Origin of the sequence: Chitinophaga sp. RCC_12 (genome assembly GCF_041360695.1) — a bacterium.
GTDB lineage: Bacteria > Bacteroidota > Bacteroidia > Chitinophagales > Chitinophagaceae > Chitinophaga.
This window is the reverse complement of sequence record NZ_JBFUPS010000005.1, coordinates 68,791-93,872: the sequence shown is the minus strand read 5'-3', so window position 1 is coordinate 93,872 and position 25,082 is coordinate 68,791. Positions and strand designations below refer to the sequence as shown.

The following is a 25,082-nucleotide window of genomic DNA, read 5'->3' as shown; positions in this document are numbered from 1 at the left end:
ATTCCTGTAACAGCTAAAACGGCATTGTATGAAAAAAGAAAAAGAAAAAATAGTGGGCACCGCATCGGTACTGTTCTGCCGCAGTGGTATCAGAAGCATTACAGTGGAAGACATTATGAAGAACTGCAGCATGTCCAAAAGGACCTTCTATGAGTACTTCCACAGTAAAGATCAACTGGTAGACTGCATCATAGAACAATGGACGGCAAAATCGACCAGGTACCTGTCGCTCAACCGGTATGTTTCAGTAAATGCCATCTCAGAAATGAGTAGTTTCTTTCGCATCACCGAAAATATGCTCCGGCACATTAAGCCCATCTTTTTCTATGAACTCAAAAAATACCATACAGGCAGCTGGAAGAAACTTGATCAATGCAGGAATGATGCGCTCATTCCCTTCCTGGTGGGCAATATCGACCGGGGACAGCAGGAAGAAATTTACCGCAGCAACATCGACAGGCGCCTCATCGGGGAAATACATTTTACCTTTTTGCAGATTATCCTGGAAGACCTCTGGATGCGGGACATAGACCCGGAAAGGGCCTACCGCGAAATGAATATGATATTTTTACACGGACTGGTGAATATAAAGGGGATGAAACTGATTAACGGTTTGCATCAATGAACAGGCGGGCCGCCTGTTCATTGATGCAAATCACTTCCCGCTGAAAAGCATATCTACCGGAAGGGGGACATCTTCCTGTCCTTCTGTTTTAATATAAATGGGCTGAAGATCTCCTTCATTCTTTTTATGAAAATAATTAATCCTCAATGGATAAAACCCTTTCTCCAGGGGCACTATAAAGCTCTCGCCTTCACCTGTTTTGAAATGCACACCAAGAATCAGCCGGTTATTTAAATACAGCCTGGTATGGTCATTACCGGTTCCCATCTCAAAAATATAATACCCCGGCTCACTAATTTTAATATATCCTTCCTGTGCCAATGCGTAATTATTATTTTTTGAAACTTTATTAAGATTAAAATCCTCTCCGGCAATACCTGTTTCTACTGGCGTCAACTTCCTGAAATCACTTATGGTATCCCAGTTGCCTTCATAATATTTATATTGCAGTCCGCCGGGCCTGGCTCCTGCCGGCATGGTCACCGCTGGAAACACTTCTTCCACCTGAAAAAAACCGCTTGCTGATTTGTCGTATTCCTTTCGTTTGCCTAAAGATCTAACAATCACTTTTGAGTTACTGTTGATGGTAATAGCGGTTTCTTCGCCTGTTATCCGGGGAGAATAAATACCGGGTGTGGTACCATCAGTAGTATAATGGAGATATGCATCTGCCACCAGGTTATAGCATATTAATTTGAACGGCTTGTTGCGTAATACGATCCCATTATCCGGCTTGATGGCAATTTTCCGGGATGTAGGGTAACCTCCCGTAGAGGCGTAGAAACCACCATAGGAAAATTTCAATCCCTCCCAAAAGCCTTTAAAGTTTGTGGAATAATGCGTTTCATTGCTATACTGCACACATTTCCAATCGAGGCCGGGAGGAGCGTTTGCTTTGAGAATGGAATCCATGCCTGCCACGCCCATGGATTGATAGGCAGCGCCCTCACGGCCTGCCATAAAAAGCGTATTATTCATGGTGTCGCGCCGGGCAAATTTTTCCGCTGCCAGTTGATGTAAATAAAAATGATCCCACCATAAACTCGGATCGATCGCTACAAAGGAAGTAAACAGATCAGGCGCGGTTAAAAACGTATACATTACAAACAGTCCGCCCATTGAACCGCCATACAAGGTATGTCCGCCTGGTTTTGCATGATACCGCTTGCCGATATAGGGCATCAGCTCATTCCGGAAAAACAACAGGAACCGGCCGGCCTCCCCTGAATTCGCAGACGTTTTTGTGGGTGCAAGATCTCTTTCCCGCATATTCACGCCATTTTGTTCAAAGTCCGGAATGCCCACCAGGATCGTGTTCTTAGGGATAAAGCCTTCCCATTGCAAAAGGCTCCATTCCACGTTCAAAAAGTCCGGGATATCGCCCAGGCAATATATTACCTCGTATTCATCGGAAGTGGCGGGATCGTAATTTTTCGGGAGCACTACATTCAGCGGCCGGGTTTCTTTCAGCGTGGCAGAAAAAAGGGAGTCTTTTATTGTGGAAATATGCTGCGACCTGGCTTTAATGCTAACCAGGAGGAGGATAAACAGCGGAATTTTGGCGATGGTAGATCGATTCATTTTATAAGGTATCTATAAAAATAAGGTTTTTCAGCCGGTGATGAAGCTCCTTCTCCGGCCGTCAATTAAATTTGTCTTTATGTAAAGTATACTTTACATTTATATCAGAAAAACAAGTCTCCCTATGTTCACAGCCACGAAATACTTTGGTATCGCACTGGTACTTGCAGGCATCCCTCTTTTCTGGATGAACCATGCGCAAACCGGGTCTGAGCTACCGCTCATCACCGGGTTATTCCTGGTACTTTTTACCCGCGAAAAAACAGAAGATGAAAGGGCGCAAAGCCTCCGTGCCAATGCGCTCATGATCAGCTTTGCATTGGGATACATCATTGAAGTGGCTACAACCTATCTTCACAGCAAGGGTGTACTCACCTTCCAGCTGTCTGCTCCCCGCTACTTTATCATGCTGGTACTCACCCTGGGTATCCTGATATTTTACACCAGGTTGCTCTTTACCGGCAGCTACAGCAAGTAAGGCGATATGAAAAACACGATTAAAGTGGAGCGGGCCAAACGAAATATCACGCAGGCAGAACTGGCGGAGAAAGCAAAAGTATCGAGGCAAACCATTAACGCCATAGAACTGGGTAAGTTTATTCCATCTACCTTACTGGCGTTAAAAATAGCACGCATCTTTGGTACTACGGTGGAGCAGCTGTTTATACTGGAACCGCAGGATGAATGACTTTTATTAACCTTCCTTAACATTAATGCAAGGCTTGTTAACCTGCTTTTGCCGCACCCGGACCTACTTTCGGTAACAAAGTAAACGTCCGCTATGCAAAAATATTACCTGTGGCTTCTTATCTCCTGTTTATCCCTTGCCGCTAACGCGCAAAAAAATGGTGTTATCAAAGGCACGGTGTCTGATACCAGTGCCGGGCGACCAGTGGCATCAGCCACTATCACCCTGCTGCAGAAAAAAGACTCCTCACTGGTATCCTTTACCATGACCAACGACAAAGGATATTTTGAAATCAACGGCATACACGCCGGCGAATACCGGCTGCTCATCACGCATGTAAAATACCATTCCCTCCAGCGCATGGTAACGATCAGCAGCGCAATGCCCGTAATGAATTTCCCTGCCCTTGTGCTTCACGACCTCAGCATCCAGCTCAATGAAGTAGAAGTAACCGGGGAAGCGCCACCGGTAACGCTCGTAGGCGACACTATCCAGTATAATGCGGGCTCTTTTAAAACACCCCCCAATTCCAGCGTAGAACAACTACTGAAAAAACTGCCGGGCGTAGAGGTGGCAAAAGACGGCTCCGTAAAAGCGCAGGGCCAGAAAGTCAACCGCGTGATGGTTGACGGGAAAGAGTTTTTTGGCAAAGACCCTAAAATGGCGACTAAAAACCTCCCCGCAGATGCGGTCGACAAAGTACAGGTATACGACCGCCTCAGCGATGCGGCACAACTCACCGGCTTTGATGATGGCAACAGCGAAAAAACCATCAACCTGAAACTCAAACAGGATAAAAAGAAAGGCATGTTTGGAAAGGCCATGGCCGGCGCGGGTACCAGCGACCGGTACGAAGGACGTTTCAACCTCAACTCCTTTAAAGGAGCGCGGCAACTTTCCGCTATTGGCATGGCCAACAACACCAATGCAGAAGGCTTCTCCTTTATGGATATGATGAGCTTCAGCGGAGAACTCAACCGCATGCGGCAAAGCGGCAGCGGCAACGCCAGTTTCACCATGAGCGCCGACGACCCCGCCGCCGCATTCATGGGCGGCAGCAGCGGCAACGGCATTAAAACCGTATGGGGCGGAGGAATCAATTATAACAACATCATCGGAAAAAAAACAGAATTTACCAGCAGCTACTTTTATAACCGCTATAATCCTTACCAGGAAAGCGAAATACAACGCCAGTATTTCCTGCCGGACTCCTCTTATTTCTACAACCAACACGCTACCAGCAACAACGTCAATAATACCCACCGCCTCAACCTTGGCGCCGATATCCAGATCGACTCCCTGCACTCGGTTAAAATATCATCGTCTTTGGGCTACCAGGAAAACCGCAGCAAAAGCTATAGCAAATATGAAACCCTGTCGGAAGACCAGCAGCTGGCCAATGAAGGCTTCAGCAATAACTACTCCGCAGGACATGGCTCCAATTTCAGCAATGATGTACTGTTCCGCAAAAAATTCCTGCGCAAAGGCCGCACATTTTCACTCAATCTGCAAAACAGTACCAATAACAGCGAAAGCAATGGCAGCCTGCTTTCCGTAAATCATTTTTATAACCGCCCAGCCTCGCAGCCCGGTTACGATTCCATCCACCAGCGCAATACCATATCCGGAGATATGAACAGCTACAACGCCCGCGCCGTATATACGGAACCGTTATTCAAACACTCACTGGTGGAGTTCAGTATCGGTAACAGCTATACGAAAACTACTTCCGATAAAACCACATATGATTACAACGGCGATAACGGGAAGTTCGACCAGCCAAATCCTGCGCTGACAAACAACTTCGAAAATGCCTACAGCTATACCAATGCAGGTATCCGTCTGCGTACAAAACAAAAAAAATACAGTCTCGCTGCGGGCCTTAACTGGCAGTATGCTTCGCTGAAAGGCACCATCATCGCAGGCACCAAAGACTCCGTGATCCGTCAAACGTTTTATAACCTGTTACCATCGCTGCGTTTTCAATACGACTTTACCCGTTACCGGAACCTTAGCATCAACTACGCAGCCATTACCAACCAGCCCGATATGTCGCAGCTGCAACCGGTGCCGGATATCAGCGATCCCCTCAATATTCGCGAAGGCAACCCCGATCTGAAGCCGGAGTTAACGCACGCCGTACAGCTCAACTTCATTTCGGTAAACCCCTTCAAAAATAAAAACCTGTTTGCTTTCTTCAACATCCAGGAAACGCAGAACAAGATTGTGAATGATGATGTGGTGGATAGTCTTGGTATTAAATACAGCCGGCCGGTGAATGTAAACGGTGTTTTCAACATGACCGGCAGCATTAGCCTGGGCCTGCCCCTTCGCGCATTGAAAGGCACGGTTAACTTTAGCAGCAACGTGGGTTACAGCAAAACAAAACAGTTTATCAACAAGGTATCCAACGGTATTAGTACTGTTACACTGGGACCCTCTGTACGTTTTGACCTGAACCCTTCGGATAAACTGAACCTCACGTTGGGCGGGGGCATTAATTACTACAAAACAGCATACTCCCTGCAGCCTGCCCTCAACACCGGCTATTTTCTGCAACAATATGACGGAGAAGTAAACTGGCAGCTGCCTGCAAATTTTTATGTGAGTACCAGTTTTAACTATACTATTAACAGCCGCCGTACAGATGGATTTAATGCAAAGGTACCGTTATGGAATGCGTCTGTCAGCCGCCAGTTCCTTCGCTTTAACCGCGGGGAACTGAAGCTGAGTGTTTTTGATATCCTGAATGAAAATGTGGGCATTAACCGCAGCACCAACCAGAATTATATTGAAGACAGCCGCACAAAAAACCTGCAACGCTTCTTCCTGTTGAGCTTCACTTACAGTCTTAGTAAGAACGGCATTTTCAATGCCGCAGCGCCGGGGATCAGGATGATCCGGCGTTAAAAAATAAAGGGCCGTCTCATTGCCAGTTACATCCCTTATTGCACCAAATAATAAATGAAACCCGTAAACTGCTGGTTGACCCTATCAGCGCTGTAATAAATGTATAAATTCCACGTACTGTTTAACCTTAATTCTGACCATATGTCTTTCAAAACCAAACTATTCGTTGCCATGCTATTGATAGCAGCTATAGTGGCAATAGCCGGCTGTAGTAAAAGCAATAATAATCCCGGCCCGGACGATAAGTACAGTGAACTTTTCAGGGGCAAAACCTGGTGTGGTGAATTCAAATATGCAAGCAAGCCGGTAACAGAACCGTTTAATATAACTTTTAAAGAGGACGGTACTTTGATTTGGAGGGAATATTCAGGTACTTACAATGGTAAATACACGGTTGACAAAAATGCCGGTACCATCATGTTTGGATTTAACGCGGCAGCTTCTCAGGTGTCGGCAAAGATTGCCGTAGAAGGGAAATTGACAGATTTTACTTTTAATCAATCAGACTGGAAAATTATCCACAGTGAAATCAATAAAGCAGAAATAGAGCAGGTAATAGAAGGCACCACCTGGAAAGGAAGTACCACCGACAAAGGTGGCAGTAGCCTGCTTGCACAGTTCGACTTTCTGACGAACGGCCAGGTACATATTCCGGCTGGCGGTACGGGATTTAATTTTGAGTCCACTTCTTATTATTCAAGAGAGTCCGGAACATTGAGATTTGAATATGATGGGACTGGTGGCCCCGTGAGGATAACCGGCAGATTATTTTTTGTATTTATGGCGGATAGCAGTCTGAAAGGATATGAATATAAACAGGTGTTGGGTGCTGGTGTAAACCCCGATTTTTCTCATAAGGTACTTTATATTTCGAAACAATAATCTCAATACCTCTGCTATACCGGAATAAGCCGCCTCAAAAATTAATTTTGAAGCGGCTTCTTCTTATGGCAGTTTTTTACTGTGCTATCCTGATGCTGCGGGTGGCCCCGCCGCCATTGCGCTGCATTTCATTCATCAGCTTCTCCCGTGCTTTATTAAACTCTTCTTCCGTTACCTTTTTCCCTTTGGAAGGCTCCCGGATAGCGGCGAGATCTGCCTGCGGCGATACTTCCAGCGCCTGGTAAACGGTAGCGCCGTTGTTGATATCAACAGCCAGGATAAGCCCGGGAAGCTGTCCCTGGAAGTCCGGCCCGGCAGGCACCGGGATAGCCAATGTAAACCAGGCGGTGATATTGGCCGTATCCGCTACTTCTTTGGTTTTCATCTGCCCGTTTTCCATGGAGGTCATGCCACGCTTGCCGATACGCTGCGTCACGGCCTGCTGGCAGGGATAATTAAGGATGGTACGGGTTTCGCCGGTGATCTTCCAGTTGAGCCGGTGGATACTATCCGTAATGAGATAGTTCTTTGCAGCGAACTCACGTTGTTCCACTACACGGTCGTTTGAAAAACTGGTATAGGTCACGTCGTTGTCGCCGGCCACCATCATGCGGATATGCATGCCGCCTTCCCCGGCGAATTCTTCGGGGGCATCTTCCTCCACGGCCCGGCGCAGCGACTGCCCGTTGCCAAACAACACTTCTAGCTTATCTTTCCTGGAATGCGGCAGTATGTTATCGGGTTCAGGCCCTGCGTCTGCACCAGCGGCCATTCCCATCATCCGCATCTGCATCTGTATGGTGCGCTCGTAGAGCACGCGGCCCTGCTGTTGCTGGCCGCTGGCGGTTAACAGGCATCCACTGATGGCTAACGTAAAAATTATCTTCTTCATGTTACATACATTTAAGAAAATAAAGCTATTTCCTTCCTGCCGGAACAGAGGTTAACATCACTTGATTTAATGTTAATTTAGGTTAATGTTTCCGCGTTGGGAAGCAGGAAATGATACATTTGCGGTAGTATTGTTATTTCTTACCATTCAATCAACATAGTGCGATATAAACTTTCCATACCGGCTACCATTTCCCTGATTGCGCTGACCATCCTGCTGATCACCGCTTTCCAGGCATACTGGCTGAGCAATAACTACCGGGAGGAAAAAAGATTGTTTACCGCCCGCACGAATATTCTTTTCCGGGAAACCATTTTTCGCCTGCAGGCCGTAAAGCTCAACCTGGATTCTAATATCAGCCTGCGGGTACACGACCGTGCGGGTATGACGGGTGTCACCAATGTGTTGCAGGAAAGAATGAGAGATTCTACCATGAGCGCGCCTGCTATGCCTCTCAGGAAACGGACAATGTTTGTGGCAGTAGATCCCGCATCGATGCCGGAGGATGATTCTGTGAATGTACAATACGGCGTTACCAAAGGAGTTCCCGCTACAACAGTATTCCAGTTCCTGGCCGGTGTAGACTCCCTCAGGGATTCTATTACGGTAAAAGAAGTTGTAGACCGGTACCAACGGGCGCTGGAACGGGAAAAGATTAACGTTTCCTTTACTGTTAATACCATTCCTGTAGATACTACTACCAATCATATGTTCAATACCTTCCCGGATGACCTGGAAGGCAATACGGTGACCATCGGTTTTACCAAACCCATGAGTTACCAGGTGTTATTTGAAAACAATACCTGGTACCTGCTGAAACGTATCAGTCAGCCTATACTGATATCCTTTTTCCTCCTGGCTGTTACCATCTTCTCTTTCCTGCTGCTTTACCGCAACCTGAAACAACAACAACGGCTGGCGCAACTCAAAAATGATTTTATCAGCAACATGACGCATGAGCTGAAAACGCCCATCGCCACTGTTAGTGTGGCCATTGAAGCGCTGAGAAATTTTGATGCACTGGAAGACCTGCAAACAACACTCGAATACCTCGATATATCGGCCAATGAAATGAACCGCCTGGCGCTGCTGGTAGATAAAGTGCTGAAACTCTCGATGTTTGAAAACAGGGAAATCCCTTTAAACAAAGAACCCTTCGATCTTACAGACCTTACCCGCAGCGTGATGATTTCCATGAAGCTGCAGTTTGAAAAACAACGCGCGGTTACCACGCTGAAAAGAACCGGTCATAACTTTATCATCACCGCCGATAAACTGCATATGACCAGCGTATTGTACAACCTGCTGGATAATGCATTAAAGTACAGTAGCCAGGACCCTAATATCCTGATCCATATCATTGATCACAAACAATACCTGGAACTACGTGTAACCGACAACGGTATAGGCATTGCGCGTGAATATAAAAACAAGATCTTTGAGAAATTTTTCCGCGTGCCCAGTGGCAACCGGCATAATATAAAAGGATATGGCCTTGGCCTCAGTTATGTATCTCACATTGTACAATCGCACATGGGCTTTATTGAAGTGGAAAGTGAACTGCATAAAGGCAGTACGTTTTCCATCAAGCTTCCCTTCGCAGAAGCGCCGGTCATTCATTACGACAAAAACCGCCGGGTGATAAAGCTTAAAACAGGATGAAATGAGTATTAAAATTTTATATGTCGAAGATGAACTGTCGCTGGGCAAAATAGTGAAAGAAAGTTTACAGCGACGGGGATACGAAGTAATACTGGAAAGCGATGGCGCCCATGTAATGCAATTGTTCAAACAGGTAAACCCTGCTGTATGCGTGCTGGATATCATGTTGCCCAATAAAGACGGATTTGAAATTGCCGCCGAAATACGCGCTATCAACCAGGAAGTACCCATCCTGTTCCTCACCGCCAAAACACAAACCAACGACCTTGTAAAAGGATTTACGCTGGGAGGCAACGATTATATCCGCAAGCCTTTCAGTATGGAAGAACTGATTGTACGCATAGAAAACGTATTGCGTAAATCAGATAAAACACCTGCTCCTACTGCCAATCACATCAAAATCGGTAAGTTCCGGTTTTATACCAATCGCCAGGTACTGGCCAACGACGTAGAAGAAAAAAAGCTGTCGTACAAGGAAAGCGAACTACTGAAACTACTATACGAAAACCGCGACGGCATCATCGACCGGAAGAATATCCTTGACCTGCTCTGGGGACATGATTCCTTTTTCAACAGCCGCAACCTGGATGTGTATATCACCCGGCTGCGCGTGCACCTGAAAGAGGATGACAACCTGCAGATCCTTACCATTAAAGGTATAGGGTACCGGTTTGTGCTGGGTTGATTTTTTTTTATTGCAGATGATCGTCGTGTGCTTCTTTAAAAATATGCGCATAAAAAAGCCCGCCGGCATGCACCGGCGGGCTTCTTCATTAATTAATCTTATGAATGCTCAAATTATCGTAGTAAATATAACCTACGGTAGATGATTCCCAGTAAGACTGGCTGCCACCGCGGAACGTATGAAAAGTTACGCCCCTGATCAGCCGTTTGCTGTCGTTGGTGGTCCACCGGATATCCCTGTCGAGCAGCACGGTGCCGTTGATCACGATTTGAACGTGACCATCGGTATTACTGCCGGTGTTGCTTTTTATGTACAAGTGTACGTGATAAGTGGTGCCTTTCTGGATGCTGCCGCTGGCAGGATAAGTGAGGCCGAAGTCGTCGCCATACTGGCCCGGCTGGTCCCTGTAATACAGGTAAGGCTGGAAGTACACCCTGTTGGCGTCGTTACGGTACCACATGAGCCGGAGGGTGCCGCCGTTACCATCCCAGGCGGGATCGCCGCCGGTGTTGCCATCCCCAATAGAAAAGCCGAAGCCTACTTTACCGCCACGGCTCCAGTCGAACTGGCTGTGAAAACGGATATCATAATCCATTTCATAAGCGGCGCCGTCAGATACATCGATGTTGGCTACTACCCCGCCGGCAGCGGAGAGTGCGTTGGGATCCAGCTGGATGCGGAGGTTGCCATTGGAAATATAGCCACGGTTGTTGTTCCAGCCGGTTACATTGCCAAAATCACTGGCAGCATTGGTAGATGTGTAGGTAGTGCCATTGGCGTAGTTGTCCCAGTTAACGGACCATGTGCTGTTAATGGCGTTAATTCCGATGACTGCATCGGCGGCAGCCAGGGTTGTGTTGTGGGGCAGGTTTGATTGCGCCAGTTCCTTCTTACAGGAAATAAAACTGGTACTGAATAACAGCAGTCCGGCTGCTGCAACATTACGTGAGAAAACGGTGGAATTCATGAATGTGTAATTGTGGGTGAGAAAATAGGTTTATCATCAGGAGAATTTACTGGATGATGATTTTCTTCACGAGCCGTTGATTGTCGTGCATCACTTCCAGGATATATGTGCCGCCGGCGATGGTGCCGGTATTTATGTTGAAGGTTTTTGCATTGGGTTGCTGTACTGCCACGGGCTGCATGCCCGCGCTGATCAGGGTAGCCTTTACCGGCGCTTTTGGGTTGTAGTGTTGCAGGGTAACGGTGAATGCACTGCCCGAACGGATGGGATTGGGATATACATGGATAGCAGCAGCGGCGGTTTCTTCCGGAATGGCCCCATGCGTTGCTGCAACCGCAGCGGTGGTGCTACTGATGGCTGCCAGTCCGCTCACCGCTCCATAATTGAAGGATTCCCATGTGCCAACAGTAGTTCTCCAGGAGCTCATTGCCTGCGTGCCATTTTCCGAACAGATATAGCCGCCGTTGTTGCACAACAGTGAAATGGTGCCGTTGCTGTTATTGATCCAGGTGAATTTTTCCCAGTCCTGGATACTGGTACGGTTACACGTAATGGCCTGCGTGCCGTTTTCGGATGATACATACTTGCCCTGGCTGCGCAAGGCAATTTTGCCGCCGCCGGCATCCACTACGGTAAACTGTTCCCAGCCCTGTGCGCTGGTACGGTTGCAGTTCATCGCCTGGGTGCCATTCTCGCCGCTCACATACAGGTTGTTGTTGCCGCGCAGCCATATCGTTTGCCCAACAGGCGCATTGCCGCCCGGGTTGCCGGTACGGCTAAGTACTACCTCATGAATGGCCGACAGCAAGGAATTAACCCCGGTGGCGTCCTGCGACAACTCCCAGATCATCACACCGCTGCCCTGGTCAAAGGCCAGGTTCGTTTTTTGTTTGATGGTTGTAATGCCGTTGTAGCCAACATTGTCAAATACATCGGCATAAGGATTGGCGTCCCGCGCCACCAGCTGGGCGTACGACTCCCAGGTGGGCCTTCCGTAAAAAGGCACGCCAAGCACGGTTTTAGAAGCTGGTAATCCGCGGCCGCGCCAGTAGTTCACCGACTGGGTGGCATAACTGTAAGTGGAGTGATCGAAGTTATTGTAGTCATAAGCCATAAGGTTATAAAAATCTACCAACGCAAAAGCGCTGTTTAAGATACTGGCCCCGCCGGTACCCACAATAGCGCCGGTAAGGAGTTTACCCCTGTTGTGCATCTCTGTGCTGAGCTGCGTCATCAGCGTAATATAGTTATTGGCCGATGCGCCGGCATCGGGATACTCCCAGTCGATATCCACGCCATCAAGACCATACTGGTTCACGAAATTGATCATGTTGGTCACGAAATTATTGCGGTAGGTACTGTTGGCGGCGAGCGATTCAAAACCGCTGTCGTTGCCATCATTCCAGCCGCCCACAGATATCAGCACCTTTACATTATTGGCATGCGCAGTGCTCACCAGGCTCTGTAACTTCGCGGGGTTGTCGATTGCCTGCAATCCGCCGGTACTGGTAGGCAACAGGAATGCGTAATTGATATGAGTAAGCTTACTATACTGCACCTGGTTTACATTGCCTGCCCAGGAAGGCATATATCCAATAACGCGGAAAGGGGTTTGAGCAATGGTATTGAGCGCACAAACAAGGAGGATAGCTAACAGCTTTAGAAATGGTTTCATACGGGTAGTTTTTTGGTTGAAAAGAAATGTGGATTAATCCTTTCAAAAGTAGGGGTTCGCATAAAAGAACCATCATCCGGCACTACGGCATTACTACGTCACGGGGATATTTTTTTATATTTCGCGGGTAATCAGCAACGGAAGAAGAAGTTGCTTATCTTTTCATTCTAAATAATACCCGTGATAAGCCACATAAAAAAAGCGCTGTTTCCCCTGTTCATCCTGCCCGCCTTCCTCTGCCAGGCACAGGACAACCGCATCCCTGCCCTGCCTCCGGCGCTTGAAATACAAGTACACCACGTTCCCAAACCGGTAGTAACCGGCGGACATCCCACCCTCTTCTACGAAATTCATCTTACCAACTTCTCTCCCTGGCCCCTGCTGCTCACAAAAGTGGAAGCACAGGATGCAAAGAATACCACCGCGCTGACGCTGATAAAAGACACCGGCCTGTTGGAACGGCTGGCACCCGGACAGCAGTCCCCCACTGCCACCATACCGCCCGGTAATGCGGCGGTGCTGTTTGTGGAATATTCATCTGCCACCGGTCAATTCCCTGCTGAAATTATTCACCAGGTATCTTTCAAAAATACCCTTCGTGATACGGCCACGGAATATACCATCACCGGCGCGGCCATACAACCGGTAACCAGTCCCGCGATTGTACTGGGCGCCCCGCTGAAAGGAGGCCCGTGGACCGCCGTTTACAGCCCGGTATGGGCACAGGGGCACCGCCGCGTAATATTTGTAAAAGATGGGGTAGCACGTATTCCCGGAAGATTTGCCGTCGACTTTGTAAAGCTCGACAGCACCGGCAAATTCGCCGCCGGCGATGACGACAGGATCACTAACTGGTACGGCTATGGCGCCGGCATACTGGCAGTGGCAGATGGCGTGGTTAGTTCCACCAGAACCGATTTCCCGGAAAGCACCGCATTATCCAATCACCCGGATTATGCCGCCCACCTGGCCACGGGCAATTATATCTCTTTAAAAATAGCAGAAAATACCTACGTGTTTTATGAACACCTGCAGCCGGAAAGTATCGTGGTAAAAGCAGGCCAGCGGGTAAAGAAAGGGGACGTGATCGCCCGGCTGGGATTCACGGGTCAGTCGACCGGGCCGCACCTTCACCTGCATGTGGCGAACGCCGATGCGCCGCTGGGCGCAGAAGGACTTCCCTTTGTATTTGAAAAATTTACGCTGACGGGCACCATCCCCGACTTCAACAAGTTTGGCAGCACACCGTATATTCCGCAATCACAACCCGTACGCCGTGAGCTGCCCGTTTCCAATAGCGTCATCACATTTCCCTGATACTATTTACGGTATTCCCTGGGCGTAATTCCTTCTGCCCGCTTAAACAATTTAATAAAGTAATTCAGGTTATTAAAACCTGATTGGTAACACACGTCTGTGATACTCAATCCAGGATCCGCCATGATCTGCTTTGCGCGCCGGATCCGCTCCTGCAGGATATACTCCAGCGGTGAAATACCATATTGCTCTTTAAACGCCTGGAAAAAAACAGACCGGCTCATACAGGATACTTTTGCCAATGCATCAATAGTGATCTTTTGGGTAAGATGTTCCCTGATATATTGCAACACCGGTGTAAACCGGTGATCACCCACGCCTGCATCATTAATGGCCACCAGGTTTTGTGTTTGTATAATACGCAGCAACAAAAATTTCAGCGAGAGATCTGCCAGTGCGTCCTTTGCAGGATCACTCTCCATGCTGATCCCGATCAGTTTATTCATACTGGCCGCCAGCTCTTTGTTATTTAAAAAGTGATACCGGCTAAAATTCAGCTGCCATTCAAATGGCGCCGCCTTGTTGGGGTACTGCTCATTCAGAAAAGCCAGGTTCTTATTCACCATATCCCAGTCGAGCGCCAGGGTGGCGCACTGCACCGGATGCCTTTCATCCGCCTCCGGAAAATCTACTTTCATAGACACGCCTTCCGGCAGGATCACACTTTCTCCCGGCAAAAAAAAGAACTCTTCCGACCCGGATAACGACATGATCTTTTTACCCCGCATCATACTGGATACTACCAGCCCGTTGTAAGACAATGCCACATTACTGCAGCGATGAAAAGTTTCAAAGATGTTCAGCTCACAGTGCCGCAGGTTGAACACCCGGCGGTGCTCTACCATCGTATCCAGCGAAGTGGCATCACTCAGGTTAATAGGAGAAAGATGGCATATCTGGTTCATGGTGGAATTTTTATCGTAACGCAGGTTTTCCGCCTTATAAATTTATCGATAAATTCCCGTTGGATCATCAAAGAAATAAAAAATAGCATCGTTCTATCAATCAGGATAATCGTTCAATTCCCCCATCTCCAATATGCTTAATATTGGTAATTCCTTCACACTAAAATCCTGTTATGAATATCACGTTAAAACAGGCGGAAGCTGTTATTGCTGCCGCTAAAGCCAAAGCCACCGAAATTAAAACACTGATGAACATTGCCGTCGTGGATGCAGGTACCAACCTCATCGCCTTTGTTCACATGGACGACGCCTGGCTGGGGTCTATAGATATTTCGCAGAAAAAAGCCCGCACGGCACGATACTTCAATATGCCCACCGGCGAAATCGGTAAGCTGTCGCAACCGGGCGGCTCCCTGTATAATATCGAACACTCCAATGGTGGCCTCATCACCTTTCCCGGCGGTGTGGTGATCCGCAATGAAAAAAATGAGATCATTGGCGCCGTGGGCGTATCCGGCGATTCCGTGGAAAATGATCATATAGTGGCGCAGGCAGGCGCAGATGCAATTAAATAACTTCTAAAAAGATATGGTATGTGTAAAAATCATGGTGTTGCTTATATAGAACCCGGTGTAGTGGAGGTAAGGGAAATTGATTATCCCCAACTGGCTTTGGGCGACCGTAAATGTGAACATGGGGTGATCCTGAAAATAGTGTCCACTAATATCTGCGGAAGCGATCAGCACATGGTGCGGGGACGTACCACCGCTCCTGCCGGACTGGTACTGGGACATGAAATTACCGGCCTCGTCATTGAAGCAGGCAGGGATGTGGAATTTATCAAAGTAGGCGACCTCGTTTCGGTGCCCTTCAATATTGCCTGCGGACGTTGCCGCAACTGCAAAGCCGGGCAAACAGGCATCTGCCTGAATGTAAATCCTGCACGCCCCGGCGCAGCCTATGGCTACGTGGATATGGGCGGCTGGGTAGGCGGACAGGCAGAATACGTAATGGTGCCGTACGCCGATTTTAACCTGCTTAAATTCCCCGACAGCGACCAGGCCATGGAAAAGATCAGGGACCTCACGCTGCTCACGGATATTTTCCCGACGGGCTTTCATGGCGCGGTGACCGCAGGCGTAGGACCAGGCAGTATCGTTTATATCGCCGGTGCAGGCCCTGTAGGACTGGCATGTGCCGCCTCCTGCCACCTGCTCGGAGCGGCGGTAGTAATTGTGGGAGATATGATCGATGAACGGCTGGCACAAGCCAGGAGCTTTGGCTGCGAAACCATCGACCTGAAACAGGAGGCCTCCCTCGCCGACCAGATCGCCGCTATCACCGGCACACCGGAAGTGGATTCTGCTGTGGACTGCGTAGGCTTTGAAGCCAAAGGACATGGGCACAACAGCAATGTGGAACAACCAGCCACCGTGCTGAATTCAATTATGGAAATTACCCGTGCAGGCGGGCAACTGGGCATACCCGGCCTGTATGTTACCGGCGATCCCGGCGCGGTAGACGAAGCCGCCAAGAAAGGAAGCCTGAGCATCCGCATCGGCCTTGGCTGGGCAAAATCGCACTCCATTCATACCGGTCAGTGCCCCGTCATGAAATACCACCGTCAGCTGATGAACGCCATCCTGTACGATAAAATAAAAATAGCCGATGCCGTAAATGTAGAAGTGATTACCCTCAACGACTCGGTAAGAGGCTACCACGATTTTGATAAAGGCGCAGCGAAAAAATTTGTGATTGATCCGCATGGCATGATAAGGGCATAATAAACGGGAACTAAAACAACAATGGCTGCCAGTAATGGCGGCCATTTTGTTTTAGTTCCCAACCGCCAACGATTTGTATATTCACGGAAACCTGTTTATATTCATCTCCTTTACCAAACCCAGCCCGGTATGCGTTTCCGCCTTTTATTTTTCCTGCTGATGTATTGCGCTATATCGCAAAGCCAACCTACTCAACCCGCCGATTATGGATTGCAGGCTTTCATCATTCACAATAACTCCCTTGGAACCATTCGTTTTTATGTGAGCAGTAAAGATATCGGCAAAAAGAAACCAGTTTTACTGGCGCTGGATGGCTCCGGTCAGTACCCGATGGCGTTATTCGTGCAGCTCCGGAAAGGCTCCTTTGTCGCTAATTCATTTGATCAGGGGTTGCTGGAACTGGCAGATAAATTTCACGTGGTAATGATCAGTAAACCAGGCATCAATTTCTGTGATACAATCAATATAGATAAGGACAGCGCCAGCGTGGCAGATGCTGTTGCACTACTACCTCCATCCCAGGAATACGCGCAGCGGGCCGGCTTGCAATGGCGCATAGCGGCAGCGTCTAAGGTACTCGACTATGTATACAGTCACTTTCCCGTGAATAAATCAAAAGTGGTAGCGTATGGCTACTCTGAAGGTGCACAGGTAGTACCGGGACTGTCGGTGGCGAATAAAAAAATTACGCATTGCGCCTGCATCGCCGGATCAGGTCTTAACCAGTTCTATGATTTTATAACCGCTGTGCGCATGAAAGCCGCCCAGGGGGCCATTTCTCCACAGGAAGCACAGCAACAGGTGGATTCGCTGTTTGCGCAATTCGCGGCTATTTACGCCGCTCCTTATGATACCCAACGCGAATGGGAAGGTCATTCCTATCAACGCTGGGCCAGCTTCTGCTCAGACATTCCAATGAACAACCTCACAAAACTGAACATTCCTATTTTTATGACAGCAGGTACCAATGATGTCAGCTCACCCATTTACGGATTGGAATATGTAAAGCTGGAGTTCCTGCGGCTCGGCAAAAAGAACCTTACATTCCGGGTGTATCCCACCGATCACTCTTTCCAGGAAATGAAACGGGTTAACGGAAAAGACACCGTCATTTCCCACAAACAAGAAATGACGGCAGATATGATGAAATGGCTGAAAATGTAATGACTTAGTGCATCGGTGTACTGCTCAGGTCTTTGCTGTTGATCACGTCCACCAGCTCCGGATGTTCCTTCTTTTCCCTGCTCAGCACCTTATGGATAATAACGATACTGATTAATATACAAACAGCGCCGATCAGGAAATGTACGCCCGGCAAGTGGAATGGCGCTTTCGACGAGGTGAAATAAGCAAAGGTGCTGTTCATGATCAGTGGACCAATAATCGTGGTAAGGCTCATCAAACTGGTAAGCGCCCCTTGCAGTTCCCCCTGCTGGTTAGCCGGTACATGCCCCGATATCACCGACTGCAATGATGGTCCGCAGATGCCGCCCAAACAATAAGGGATCAGGAATACAAACATCATCCATCCCTGTGTGGCAAAGCCAAACAATACCAATCCCACTGCATAAAGCGCCAGCCCGAGATAAATACTTTTTTCATTACCGATTTTGGGGTTCACCACTCTTGTTAATCCGCCCTGTACCGCTCCTACCAATACTCCCACTACTGCCAGGGAAATACCCACCATTTTCTCGCTCCAGTTAAAATTATAAATGGTAAAGAAATTCCAGTTACTCTGCACTGCCTGGGCGCCCAGGTAAATAAGAAAGAAGCCGAATGCCAGTCCGCCGATTTCCGGATGCCTGGTTAAAAATTTCAGTGACCCGAATGGATTGGCCCTTTTCCATTCAAAAGACCGGCGGTTTTCCTTACTTAAAGATTCCGGCAGGAAAAAGTATCCCCATATACAGTTAACCAAACACAATACAGCAGCGGCATAAAAAGGCGCGCGAATACCCCAGTTGGCCAGCAATGCACCCAGCGCCGGACCAAGCACAAATCCCAGTCCGAAAGCCGCACCAATCAGCCCGAAGTTTTTAGCCCTCGAAGTTTCATCCGTGCTTACATCTGCAATGTAAGCAGCAGCGGTAGTAAAGCTGGCGCCGGTAATACCTGCAATAACGCGTCCCGCAAATAACCATCCATATGCAGGCGCCAATGCCAGGATAATATAATCGATCCCAAAACCTAACAGGGAAAGTAATAATACCGGCCGGCGGCCGTATTTATCACTCAGGTTCCCGATCACCGGGGAAAATAAAAACTGCGTGATCGCAAAAACGGATAACAGCAACGCGCCATAAGTACTGGCCTCGTTAACGGGGATGTGTTTTAACTGTGCAATGAGATCTGCCATCACGGGAATAATCAATCCCCACCCCATTACGTCAATTAATAGTGTAACAAAAATAAAGCTGATAGCTGCCTTTCTGGATGTGTGCATATTGGTGTTTTTGTAAAATATCTTTCAGATCTTTGGCGGATGTTTTCTCCTTCTCACAACGGGTATCCCTGATTCGGTTTCAAATATAGGATGCACTGTTTTTTTATGGAAAACCTTTCCGGTCAGGATCATTGTTCCACCGGTAAAACGCCTGGTTTTACCGGTGAAACCTCAGGGAACAAAGATATTTACTTCATTGTCAAATGAGCGGGCAAAATAAGACAATAAAAGGGCAGTTTGCGACAGATATAAATGTTACCACGTTAGTTGGAGCAACGATACACCTTGTCCGGGTAAATCATTTGGCAGCACTATTTCACCGTTCTCCGGCTGCATCCATGCGGGCGACGACAGCAACTGTAATTGCCCCGCACTTTCCAGCTGCGCTATTTGCGAAGCATCAGGATGCTGAGGCGATCCCATCTTTTTCCACGCTTCGTAGGCGTTGCTATGCGCAGCATCAATCCGGTAATGCTTCAGCAGTACACGGGTAGCCGGCAGTCCTTTTATTTTTATTTTTACGGGAGATGATTGTGCCGGAATAATGTTGTCGTCATGATAGTTCCACACCATTACGCTCACGCTGTGCTCATCACCGGACGCTAATGCATTAATATCACGCCTGGCTCCCCGCACGCTGCTGTCGATGATTTGCTGGTAGTTATAGTTCGTGTATCCGCTTACTTCCAGCCTGTTGCCCTGCATCAGGCCAAACATCCGGAATACATTTAAAACGGGTTTGTCCACTCCGTTGGTGGCCAGGTCGCGGAAGCCCGCAAACCAGGGCTGGTCCTCAAACTCAAAAGCCCAGGTCACTGCGCCTGCCAGGTTTACGCCACGGGCTGCCGCCAGGTCGTACTTCCGCGCAAACGATGCAGCGGTATAACTCGAATACATGGTGCCGTTACGGTAAGCATTGGCAGGATGAAATGCTTCTGAACACGCAGCACATCCTTCCGGATCTGATTCACCGATAATGATGGGCAGCTTCTTCAGCGACGGATAGGAAGCTACTATTTCAAAGCCTTTATCAATGTCACGCAGCTGTGCGGCCATGTTCATCTGTACCACGCCATTCACCACTTTGGGTGCACCTTTGGCGTGAAAGGTGATCACATCCAGCGGCGCGCCTGTTTTGCCGGTGGCATAGTTTTTACCACTCACCACATGATCCAGGAAGGTTTTAAAAAACTTGGCAGATACATCCCAGTTAGGGCCTGTTACTTCAGGGCCGCCGATCCGGGCAGTGGGCAATGCACGTTTCACCGCGTCGGCAGTATAATCATACAGCTTGATGTATTCTTCTGTAGTGCCTTTCCAGTAACCGATATTTGGCTCGTTCCATAACTCCCAGTACCAGCTTTCCACTTCCGCTTTTCCATAACGCGCCACGGAATGCTTTACCCATTCGTATACCAATGCCGCAAATTTCCGGTAGTCTTTCGGAGGATATGCCCAACCGGTAAATATATCACCATACTTATTATCCGGCTGCCAATGGTGGCGGTAAGGCGATGGCTTCACCGACAGCGCCTCCGGCATAAACCCGATCTGCGCAATCGGCTTCATGCCCCGTTCTATAAAGGTGTCAAAGATCTTGTCGATGATCGTCCAGCTGTACACAGGATTCCCGGCAGCATCTTCAGTGTACGCATTGGTGGAGCCCCATTTCAACGCAGCCGTGCCGTCGCCGGTTACCAGCAGGCTATGTACCCGCACGTATACCGGCACTTTACTCAATGCGGCAATTTCCGTCAGCAATTTCTTACCATCTTTCATGTAGGTGTAGTTGGGCTCATCGTAGCCAAACCAGGCCCATATGGGTTTCAGCGGCCCTTTGCTTTTCCGGGCATCTACGCCTATCAACAGCGTGTCTTGTTGCGCATGCCCCGGCAATGCCGTTAAGAGCAGCAGGAGTGTAAAAAATTGTAACAGGTATTTCTGCATGGTCAATTATTTTCTGGTTACATAAAAATTACGGTACAACAAGAACACCCGGTACATCACCAACGCACTCATCAGAATCAGCAAGATATAGCTAAACGACAGGTGTTTCCCATCTTCCGCAGGCAACACATATATCAACCCGTAACTCAGCATGGAAACAATTACATTGCATAAGCCGCCCGTCAGCCCGCCGGCAATCCCTGCATTATTGGGAAATATCTGTAAACAAAAAGTAAAGTAATTATTATGGGTAAACCCGGAGCCCATATGCACCAGGAAAGCAAACACCAGTATCGTCCATAACCCGCCATACACCGAAAACAACAGCAGCAACAGCAAAGCCATCACCAGCTGCAGTGCGAGGTTGATGCTGATCTTCTTCACAAAAGGTTTGCGGATCATTCCTTTGCTCAAAAAGCCGCCCAACATCCAGGCAATGCCCAGTAACAGCGAACAATAACCGGTGATCACAGACGACAAGTTAAAATAATGCTCAATGATAAAAGGACCGGACATGTTATATACCATCACCATCGAATAGGCCAGTCCCAGCATCACAATACCCAGTATAAAACTGCCGGTACGGATCATCCCATAATAAATAGACAGGATCTTCACCGGGTGAAACGGCGTGGTGTGTTGAATGGTTTCCCCGCTGAATATTAATTCCAGCAGGAATAATATGGCGGCAAAAACACCCAGGAAATAAAAATTGGATTCCCACCCAAAGGTGATTTCAAGATATCCACCAATAAAAGGGGCCACAATAGGCCCAGTAGACCAGATGATCGTAAACAGGCTCAGGTAATGTTTCAGCTGCTCGCCCTTGTAGAGGTCTACGATAAAGGCGCGCTTACTCACCACCATCATGGCTATGGTAATACCATGCAGCACCCGCATGGCATAAATGACGTAAATATTATGCGTATTGGCAATGATCACACACGATGCACAAAAGATGAGCATCGCTACCAATGCAATCCGGTACCGGCCAAAGCTGTCCAGCAAACCTCCTATAAAAAGCTGCGATACGCCATAGCTGATCAGGAAAAGGCTCACCGTGAGCTGGGCCTGGCTGCTGGAAATGCCGAGGGCGTTGGTCATGCCCGGCAGTGACGGGATATAAATATCCGTGGCAAAACCCGACATCGGGATCATGGCAAAAGCCAGCAGAGTGGCTATTCTTATATTGCTGTCCTTTATTCTTTTGTCCGTAACAGGGCTGGTAATCATTACAATAGCTGTTGATTCGCTTACCCAAAATACGGTATCTAATCAACTTTATTTGCCTGTTTTAATCAGTTCCATCGTATAGGTAATTTCAGGGTCCTTACCCGCCTGGATATACGTCATAAACTTCGTCAACGGAATTTCCCGGTCGGGGATAATACCGCGGCCATTGTCGGCGCTGGCATTGAAGAAATATAACTCCGACAGCGGCACGGTTAACACGCACCTTGTTTTGGGCAACAGGTATTTCATAAACCACGCTGCCGTAGTAGCAGCCACGCCGCTGCCGGTTTCCTTCCCGATAATCTCTCCCCGCTTATTTTTCTGGACAAGCGACGCAAAATAAGTAGCAGCAGAAACAGTGCCACCGCCCGTCAGCACATATACATTCCCGTGAAACGCATCTTTATCCGGCGGAAAATTTTCCAGTAACCCTTCTTTCAAACGGGCATTTCCAACATAAAACCCGGAAGAATCTTTATCAAAACGCTGGTAAAGGAAGTTCTTATGCCCCTGGATATCTTCGTCAGATAATCTTCTGCCGTTATCCGCCACCGCATATTCGGGATAGGCCAGATCTATGGTGCGGGTGCGGTAATTATAAACATTCCGGAAAGGCGCATCTACCAGGAAGGAATAAAGCAATGCGGAAATAGCCGGGTTACCTCCCCCGTTACTACGGATATCTATAATCACCTGCTTGTATTTCCGCTTGTTTACTTCCCGGAAAAATTCGCTGAATTCTTTATATGCATCCGCTTCATTTAACCCAAAAGTGTTTACTGTCAACAGCCCCGTTTGTGTATCATCAAAGTAATCATTGTAGATATAATACGCCCGCTGCAAAAGGTTTACCGGGAAAACCGACAACCGCCCGGCGTGATACGCCTGGGTAGGATCGGCAGCGGGAAGCGTAGTGCGCTTCACCTCCCTGCTCCCGGGCGCAAGAAAAGTTACTTCGTAACTTTTAAGCCTTGGATTCAACAGGCTGAAAACCACCTGGAAATTCGGATACAGCCTGTCCATCCCGGTAGTAATGTACCCATCGCTGTAAGCGGGGGCCGACAAAGCAGCCAGGATATCTTTCACCGGCATACTGTTAATGCTCACCACCTCTGCCCCAAAAGGAATACTTCCGCCTTTCATGTTAACGAATATCTTCTCCCGTTCTATCACAACAGGGAAAGGAAAAAAATTGATCATGCTGTACAACTCCTTCCCGTTATCGTTTGAGAAGCCCAGGTTGGTATGTACATCCTTTAACAGGTAAACAGGCGAATACTGCAGGCCAGACAATACATCCGGCTCCTGCGCTACCTTGTTTAACAACGAATCCACTTTGCGCGTAAAGGTGACGGAGTCTATAAACTTATACGGATTGGGATGCTGTTTCTTCAAGATATCTACCGCCAGTTTAAAATCTGAAATAACATCTTCCCTTGTCAGGTTCGATAACTTTTTCTCCTGGGCAGCTGTGTTTAAACAATAACATGCCTGTATGGCGGTAACGCCAAGTATCAACAGTTTTTTCATATGTTTTTTTGATTTCTGTGTTAAGAACCGATCAGCTCCAGGATGCCTTCATTCCGGATGATCATCATCCCCTGCCGGTCTTCTGTAATACCTTCCTCCAGTTTGTAGGTATAACGCGGACGGTTGCCATCCATAATAGTTGGTAAATAAACAAATTGAACATTGCTGCTGTCCTTTAATGCCTCGCCCACTTCAATAATATGTGTGGACACAATAAAGAGGCAGTCGCGGTACTCGGCAAAAGCGGCCGTCACCGCCAAAGTCCCGTCGTACGCATCTTTTACATTGGTGCCTTTGAACAGCTCGTCGAACATCAGCAGCAACCGCTGACCGCTGGCGGCGGCTTCTGCGGCGTGTTTCACACGTACAACTTCTGCGTAAAAATGGCTGTAACCAAGACTGATATTATCCGCCACATTGATAGACGAATAAATGCCTTCCCGCACTGAAAACTGCATATGTGCAGCTGCCACCGGGAAACCCATATGCGCCAGGTACATCCCGATGCCTACAGATTTCATCAGGGTGGATTTTCCGGCCATATTGGCGCCGGTTAAAAACAGCACATTGCTGTGGTCATTCATCTGCACAATATTTCCCACCGCGCCCTCTATACAGGGATGGCCCAGCTCCTCCGCGGCCAGCATATTTTCTGCCGGCGGCAACGCTTCAGCGTAGGTGAAGCCCCTGGCGCGCGCCACGTCGCTCACGGCAATGTTTACATCCAGTTCGTAAATAAACAACAGCACTGCTTCCATCTCTTTCCGGAACCTGCTCTTCAGCAGGTGATCATAAAAGGCAAGGGTTTTCACCGGCAACGCCTGGTAGATATCCATATTCAGCAACCGCTCCAGCAATTTATCGGAGAGGATCGTTTTTACGGCCTGTAAACGGACGGTAAAAGGCCCCATGTCCGGCGGCGCCATTTCGAGAAAGGAATAACATCTTTTCAACGTTACAATAGTTGCCTGCAACCCCTGCACTTTTTTCTTGTACCGTTCATCGCGGGTAAGACCGGAAAGCCATTTTTTGAGAAGGGTATCCGCCAGTGTCAGTAACCCGTTAGCCAGCATGCCGGCATCCAGGTATTCGCGCATTAAATTCAGCTGCGATATATCAAATGGAAAGCCCAGTTCCGCCCGCTGAAAACTCCGGAAAATACGGCTGCGGTTATTGATAGCATCGGCATGCTCCATCGGATGACGGAACATATCGTCGAGCAACTGTTCCCCTCCTCTTGTTTTTACGTGGTTGAACAAGTGATATACTGATCCCTGCCGGTATTTGCCCAGCAGGTTCAGTTCAACCATCGTTTGCCTGTCTGTATTAAAACCCATGATGATGATTATTTTT

Annotated in this window: 21 protein-coding genes; 11 read left to right on the top strand and 10 right to left on the bottom strand. The window is 48.2% G+C overall.

The genetic code is table 11. The features are described from left to right. Positions 1 to 28 precede the first annotated feature (28 nt). The gene (locus AB6805_RS16235; RefSeq protein WP_370910483.1) at positions 29 to 625 is read left to right on the top strand and encodes a TetR/AcrR family transcriptional regulator; all 597 of its coding nucleotides are present in this window, start codon (positions 29 to 31) and stop codon (positions 623 to 625) included. Between the two features lie 30 nt (positions 626 to 655). Here the strand turns inward: AB6805_RS16235 and AB6805_RS16230 are convergent, their stop codons facing one another. After that, positions 656 to 2,206 carry an alpha/beta hydrolase-fold protein gene (locus AB6805_RS16230; RefSeq protein WP_370910482.1) on the bottom strand — a complete coding sequence of 517 codons (1,551 nt, stop codon included), beginning with the start codon at positions 2,204 to 2,206 and terminating at the stop codon, positions 656 to 658. Positions 2,207 to 2,330: 124 nt separating this feature from the next. Between AB6805_RS16230 and AB6805_RS16225 the strand changes: the two genes are divergently transcribed. The 4 genes from AB6805_RS16225 (at position 2,331) to AB6805_RS16210 (ending at position 6,686) form a co-directional block, all read left to right on the top strand. Further along, positions 2,331 to 2,684: a hypothetical protein gene (locus tag AB6805_RS16225; protein WP_370910481.1), complete on the top strand. Its 354-nt coding sequence runs from the start codon at positions 2,331 to 2,333 to the stop codon at positions 2,682 to 2,684. Positions 2,685 to 2,690: 6 nt separating this feature from the next. Continuing rightward, positions 2,691 to 2,894 (top strand): helix-turn-helix transcriptional regulator, encoded by a 204-nt coding sequence (locus tag AB6805_RS16220; RefSeq protein ID WP_370910480.1) that lies wholly within the window; start codon positions 2,691 to 2,693, stop codon positions 2,892 to 2,894. A 93-nt stretch (positions 2,895 to 2,987) separates the two neighbouring features. After that, positions 2,988 to 5,804 (top strand): outer membrane beta-barrel protein, encoded by a 2,817-nt coding sequence (locus AB6805_RS16215; protein ID WP_370910479.1) that lies wholly within the window; start codon positions 2,988 to 2,990, stop codon positions 5,802 to 5,804. Positions 5,805 to 5,945: 141 nt separating this feature from the next. Beyond that, positions 5,946 to 6,686 (top strand): hypothetical protein, encoded by a 741-nt coding sequence (locus AB6805_RS16210; protein WP_370910478.1) that lies wholly within the window; start codon positions 5,946 to 5,948, stop codon positions 6,684 to 6,686. Between the two features lie 76 nt (positions 6,687 to 6,762). On the opposite strand, the gene AB6805_RS16205 is transcribed toward AB6805_RS16210, so the two are convergent. Continuing rightward, positions 6,763 to 7,578: a GLPGLI family protein gene (locus tag AB6805_RS16205; protein ID WP_370910477.1), complete on the bottom strand. Its 816-nt coding sequence runs from the start codon at positions 7,576 to 7,578 to the stop codon at positions 6,763 to 6,765. 159 nt (positions 7,579 to 7,737) lie between these two features. Between AB6805_RS16205 and AB6805_RS16200 the strand changes: the two genes are divergently transcribed. Together AB6805_RS16200 and AB6805_RS16195 are read left to right on the top strand one after the other, a co-directional pair. After that, entirely contained in the window at positions 7,738 to 9,240 is a 1,503-nt protein-coding gene (locus AB6805_RS16200; protein WP_370910476.1) for a sensor histidine kinase, read from the top strand. Between the two features lies 1 nt (position 9,241). Beyond that, positions 9,242 to 9,925, top strand: a complete 684-nt coding sequence (locus AB6805_RS16195) for a response regulator transcription factor (protein WP_370910475.1) — start codon at positions 9,242 to 9,244, stop codon at positions 9,923 to 9,925. A gap of 88 nt (positions 9,926 to 10,013) precedes the next feature. Here AB6805_RS16195 and AB6805_RS16190 read toward each other — a convergent pair whose 3' ends face one another. Together AB6805_RS16190 and AB6805_RS16185 are read right to left on the bottom strand one after the other, a co-directional pair. Then, positions 10,014 to 10,892 (bottom strand): polysaccharide lyase, encoded by an 879-nt coding sequence (locus tag AB6805_RS16190; protein ID WP_370910474.1) that lies wholly within the window; start codon positions 10,890 to 10,892, stop codon positions 10,014 to 10,016. Positions 10,893 to 10,938: 46 nt separating this feature from the next. After that, positions 10,939 to 12,567 (bottom strand): glycosyl hydrolase family 18 protein, encoded by a 1,629-nt coding sequence (locus AB6805_RS16185; RefSeq protein ID WP_370910473.1) that lies wholly within the window; start codon positions 12,565 to 12,567, stop codon positions 10,939 to 10,941. A 180-nt stretch (positions 12,568 to 12,747) separates the two neighbouring features. Between AB6805_RS16185 and AB6805_RS16180 the strand changes: the two genes are divergently transcribed. Further along, the gene (locus AB6805_RS16180) at positions 12,748 to 13,884 is read left to right on the top strand and encodes a M23 family metallopeptidase (protein ID WP_370910472.1); all 1,137 of its coding nucleotides are present in this window, start codon (positions 12,748 to 12,750) and stop codon (positions 13,882 to 13,884) included. 2 nt (positions 13,885 to 13,886) lie between these two features. On the opposite strand, the gene AB6805_RS16175 is transcribed toward AB6805_RS16180, so the two are convergent. Next, the gene (locus AB6805_RS16175) at positions 13,887 to 14,789 is read right to left on the bottom strand and encodes an AraC family transcriptional regulator (RefSeq protein WP_370910471.1); all 903 of its coding nucleotides are present in this window, start codon (positions 14,787 to 14,789) and stop codon (positions 13,887 to 13,889) included. Between the two features lie 173 nt (positions 14,790 to 14,962). Between AB6805_RS16175 and AB6805_RS16170 the strand changes: the two genes are divergently transcribed. The 3 genes from AB6805_RS16170 to AB6805_RS16160 all read left to right on the top strand — a co-directional run bounded on the left by AB6805_RS16170 (position 14,963) and on the right by AB6805_RS16160 (position 17,737). Continuing rightward, complete coding sequence (locus AB6805_RS16170) at positions 14,963 to 15,364, top strand: heme-binding protein (protein WP_370910470.1); 402 nt, start codon at positions 14,963 to 14,965, stop codon at positions 15,362 to 15,364. Between the two features lie 18 nt (positions 15,365 to 15,382). After that, positions 15,383 to 16,573 (top strand): formaldehyde dehydrogenase, glutathione-independent, encoded by a 1,191-nt coding sequence (gene fdhA, locus AB6805_RS16165; protein ID WP_370910469.1) that lies wholly within the window; start codon positions 15,383 to 15,385, stop codon positions 16,571 to 16,573. 129 nt (positions 16,574 to 16,702) lie between these two features. After that, positions 16,703 to 17,737, top strand: a complete 1,035-nt coding sequence (locus tag AB6805_RS16160) for a hypothetical protein (RefSeq protein WP_370910468.1) — start codon at positions 16,703 to 16,705, stop codon at positions 17,735 to 17,737. 4 nt (positions 17,738 to 17,741) lie between these two features. On the opposite strand, the gene AB6805_RS16155 is transcribed toward AB6805_RS16160, so the two are convergent. The 5 genes from AB6805_RS16155 to AB6805_RS16135 form a co-directional block, all read right to left on the bottom strand. Beyond that, positions 17,742 to 19,019 carry a TCR/Tet family MFS transporter gene (locus tag AB6805_RS16155; RefSeq protein ID WP_370910467.1) on the bottom strand — a complete coding sequence of 426 codons (1,278 nt, stop codon included), beginning with the start codon at positions 19,017 to 19,019 and terminating at the stop codon, positions 17,742 to 17,744. A gap of 255 nt (positions 19,020 to 19,274) precedes the next feature. Beyond that, complete coding sequence (locus AB6805_RS16150) at positions 19,275 to 20,966, bottom strand: beta-xylosidase (protein WP_370910466.1); 1,692 nt, start codon at positions 20,964 to 20,966, stop codon at positions 19,275 to 19,277. A gap of 6 nt (positions 20,967 to 20,972) precedes the next feature. Continuing rightward, positions 20,973 to 22,199 (bottom strand): MFS transporter, encoded by a 1,227-nt coding sequence (locus tag AB6805_RS16145; protein WP_370910465.1) that lies wholly within the window; start codon positions 22,197 to 22,199, stop codon positions 20,973 to 20,975. Between the two features lie 48 nt (positions 22,200 to 22,247). Then, positions 22,248 to 23,729, bottom strand: a complete 1,482-nt coding sequence (locus AB6805_RS16140) for a S41 family peptidase (RefSeq protein WP_370910464.1) — start codon at positions 23,727 to 23,729, stop codon at positions 22,248 to 22,250. Positions 23,730 to 23,749: 20 nt separating this feature from the next. Next, positions 23,750 to 25,066 carry a DNA mismatch repair protein gene (locus AB6805_RS16135; RefSeq protein ID WP_370910463.1) on the bottom strand — a complete coding sequence of 439 codons (1,317 nt, stop codon included), beginning with the start codon at positions 25,064 to 25,066 and terminating at the stop codon, positions 23,750 to 23,752. Between the last annotated feature and the right edge of the window lie 16 nt (positions 25,067 to 25,082).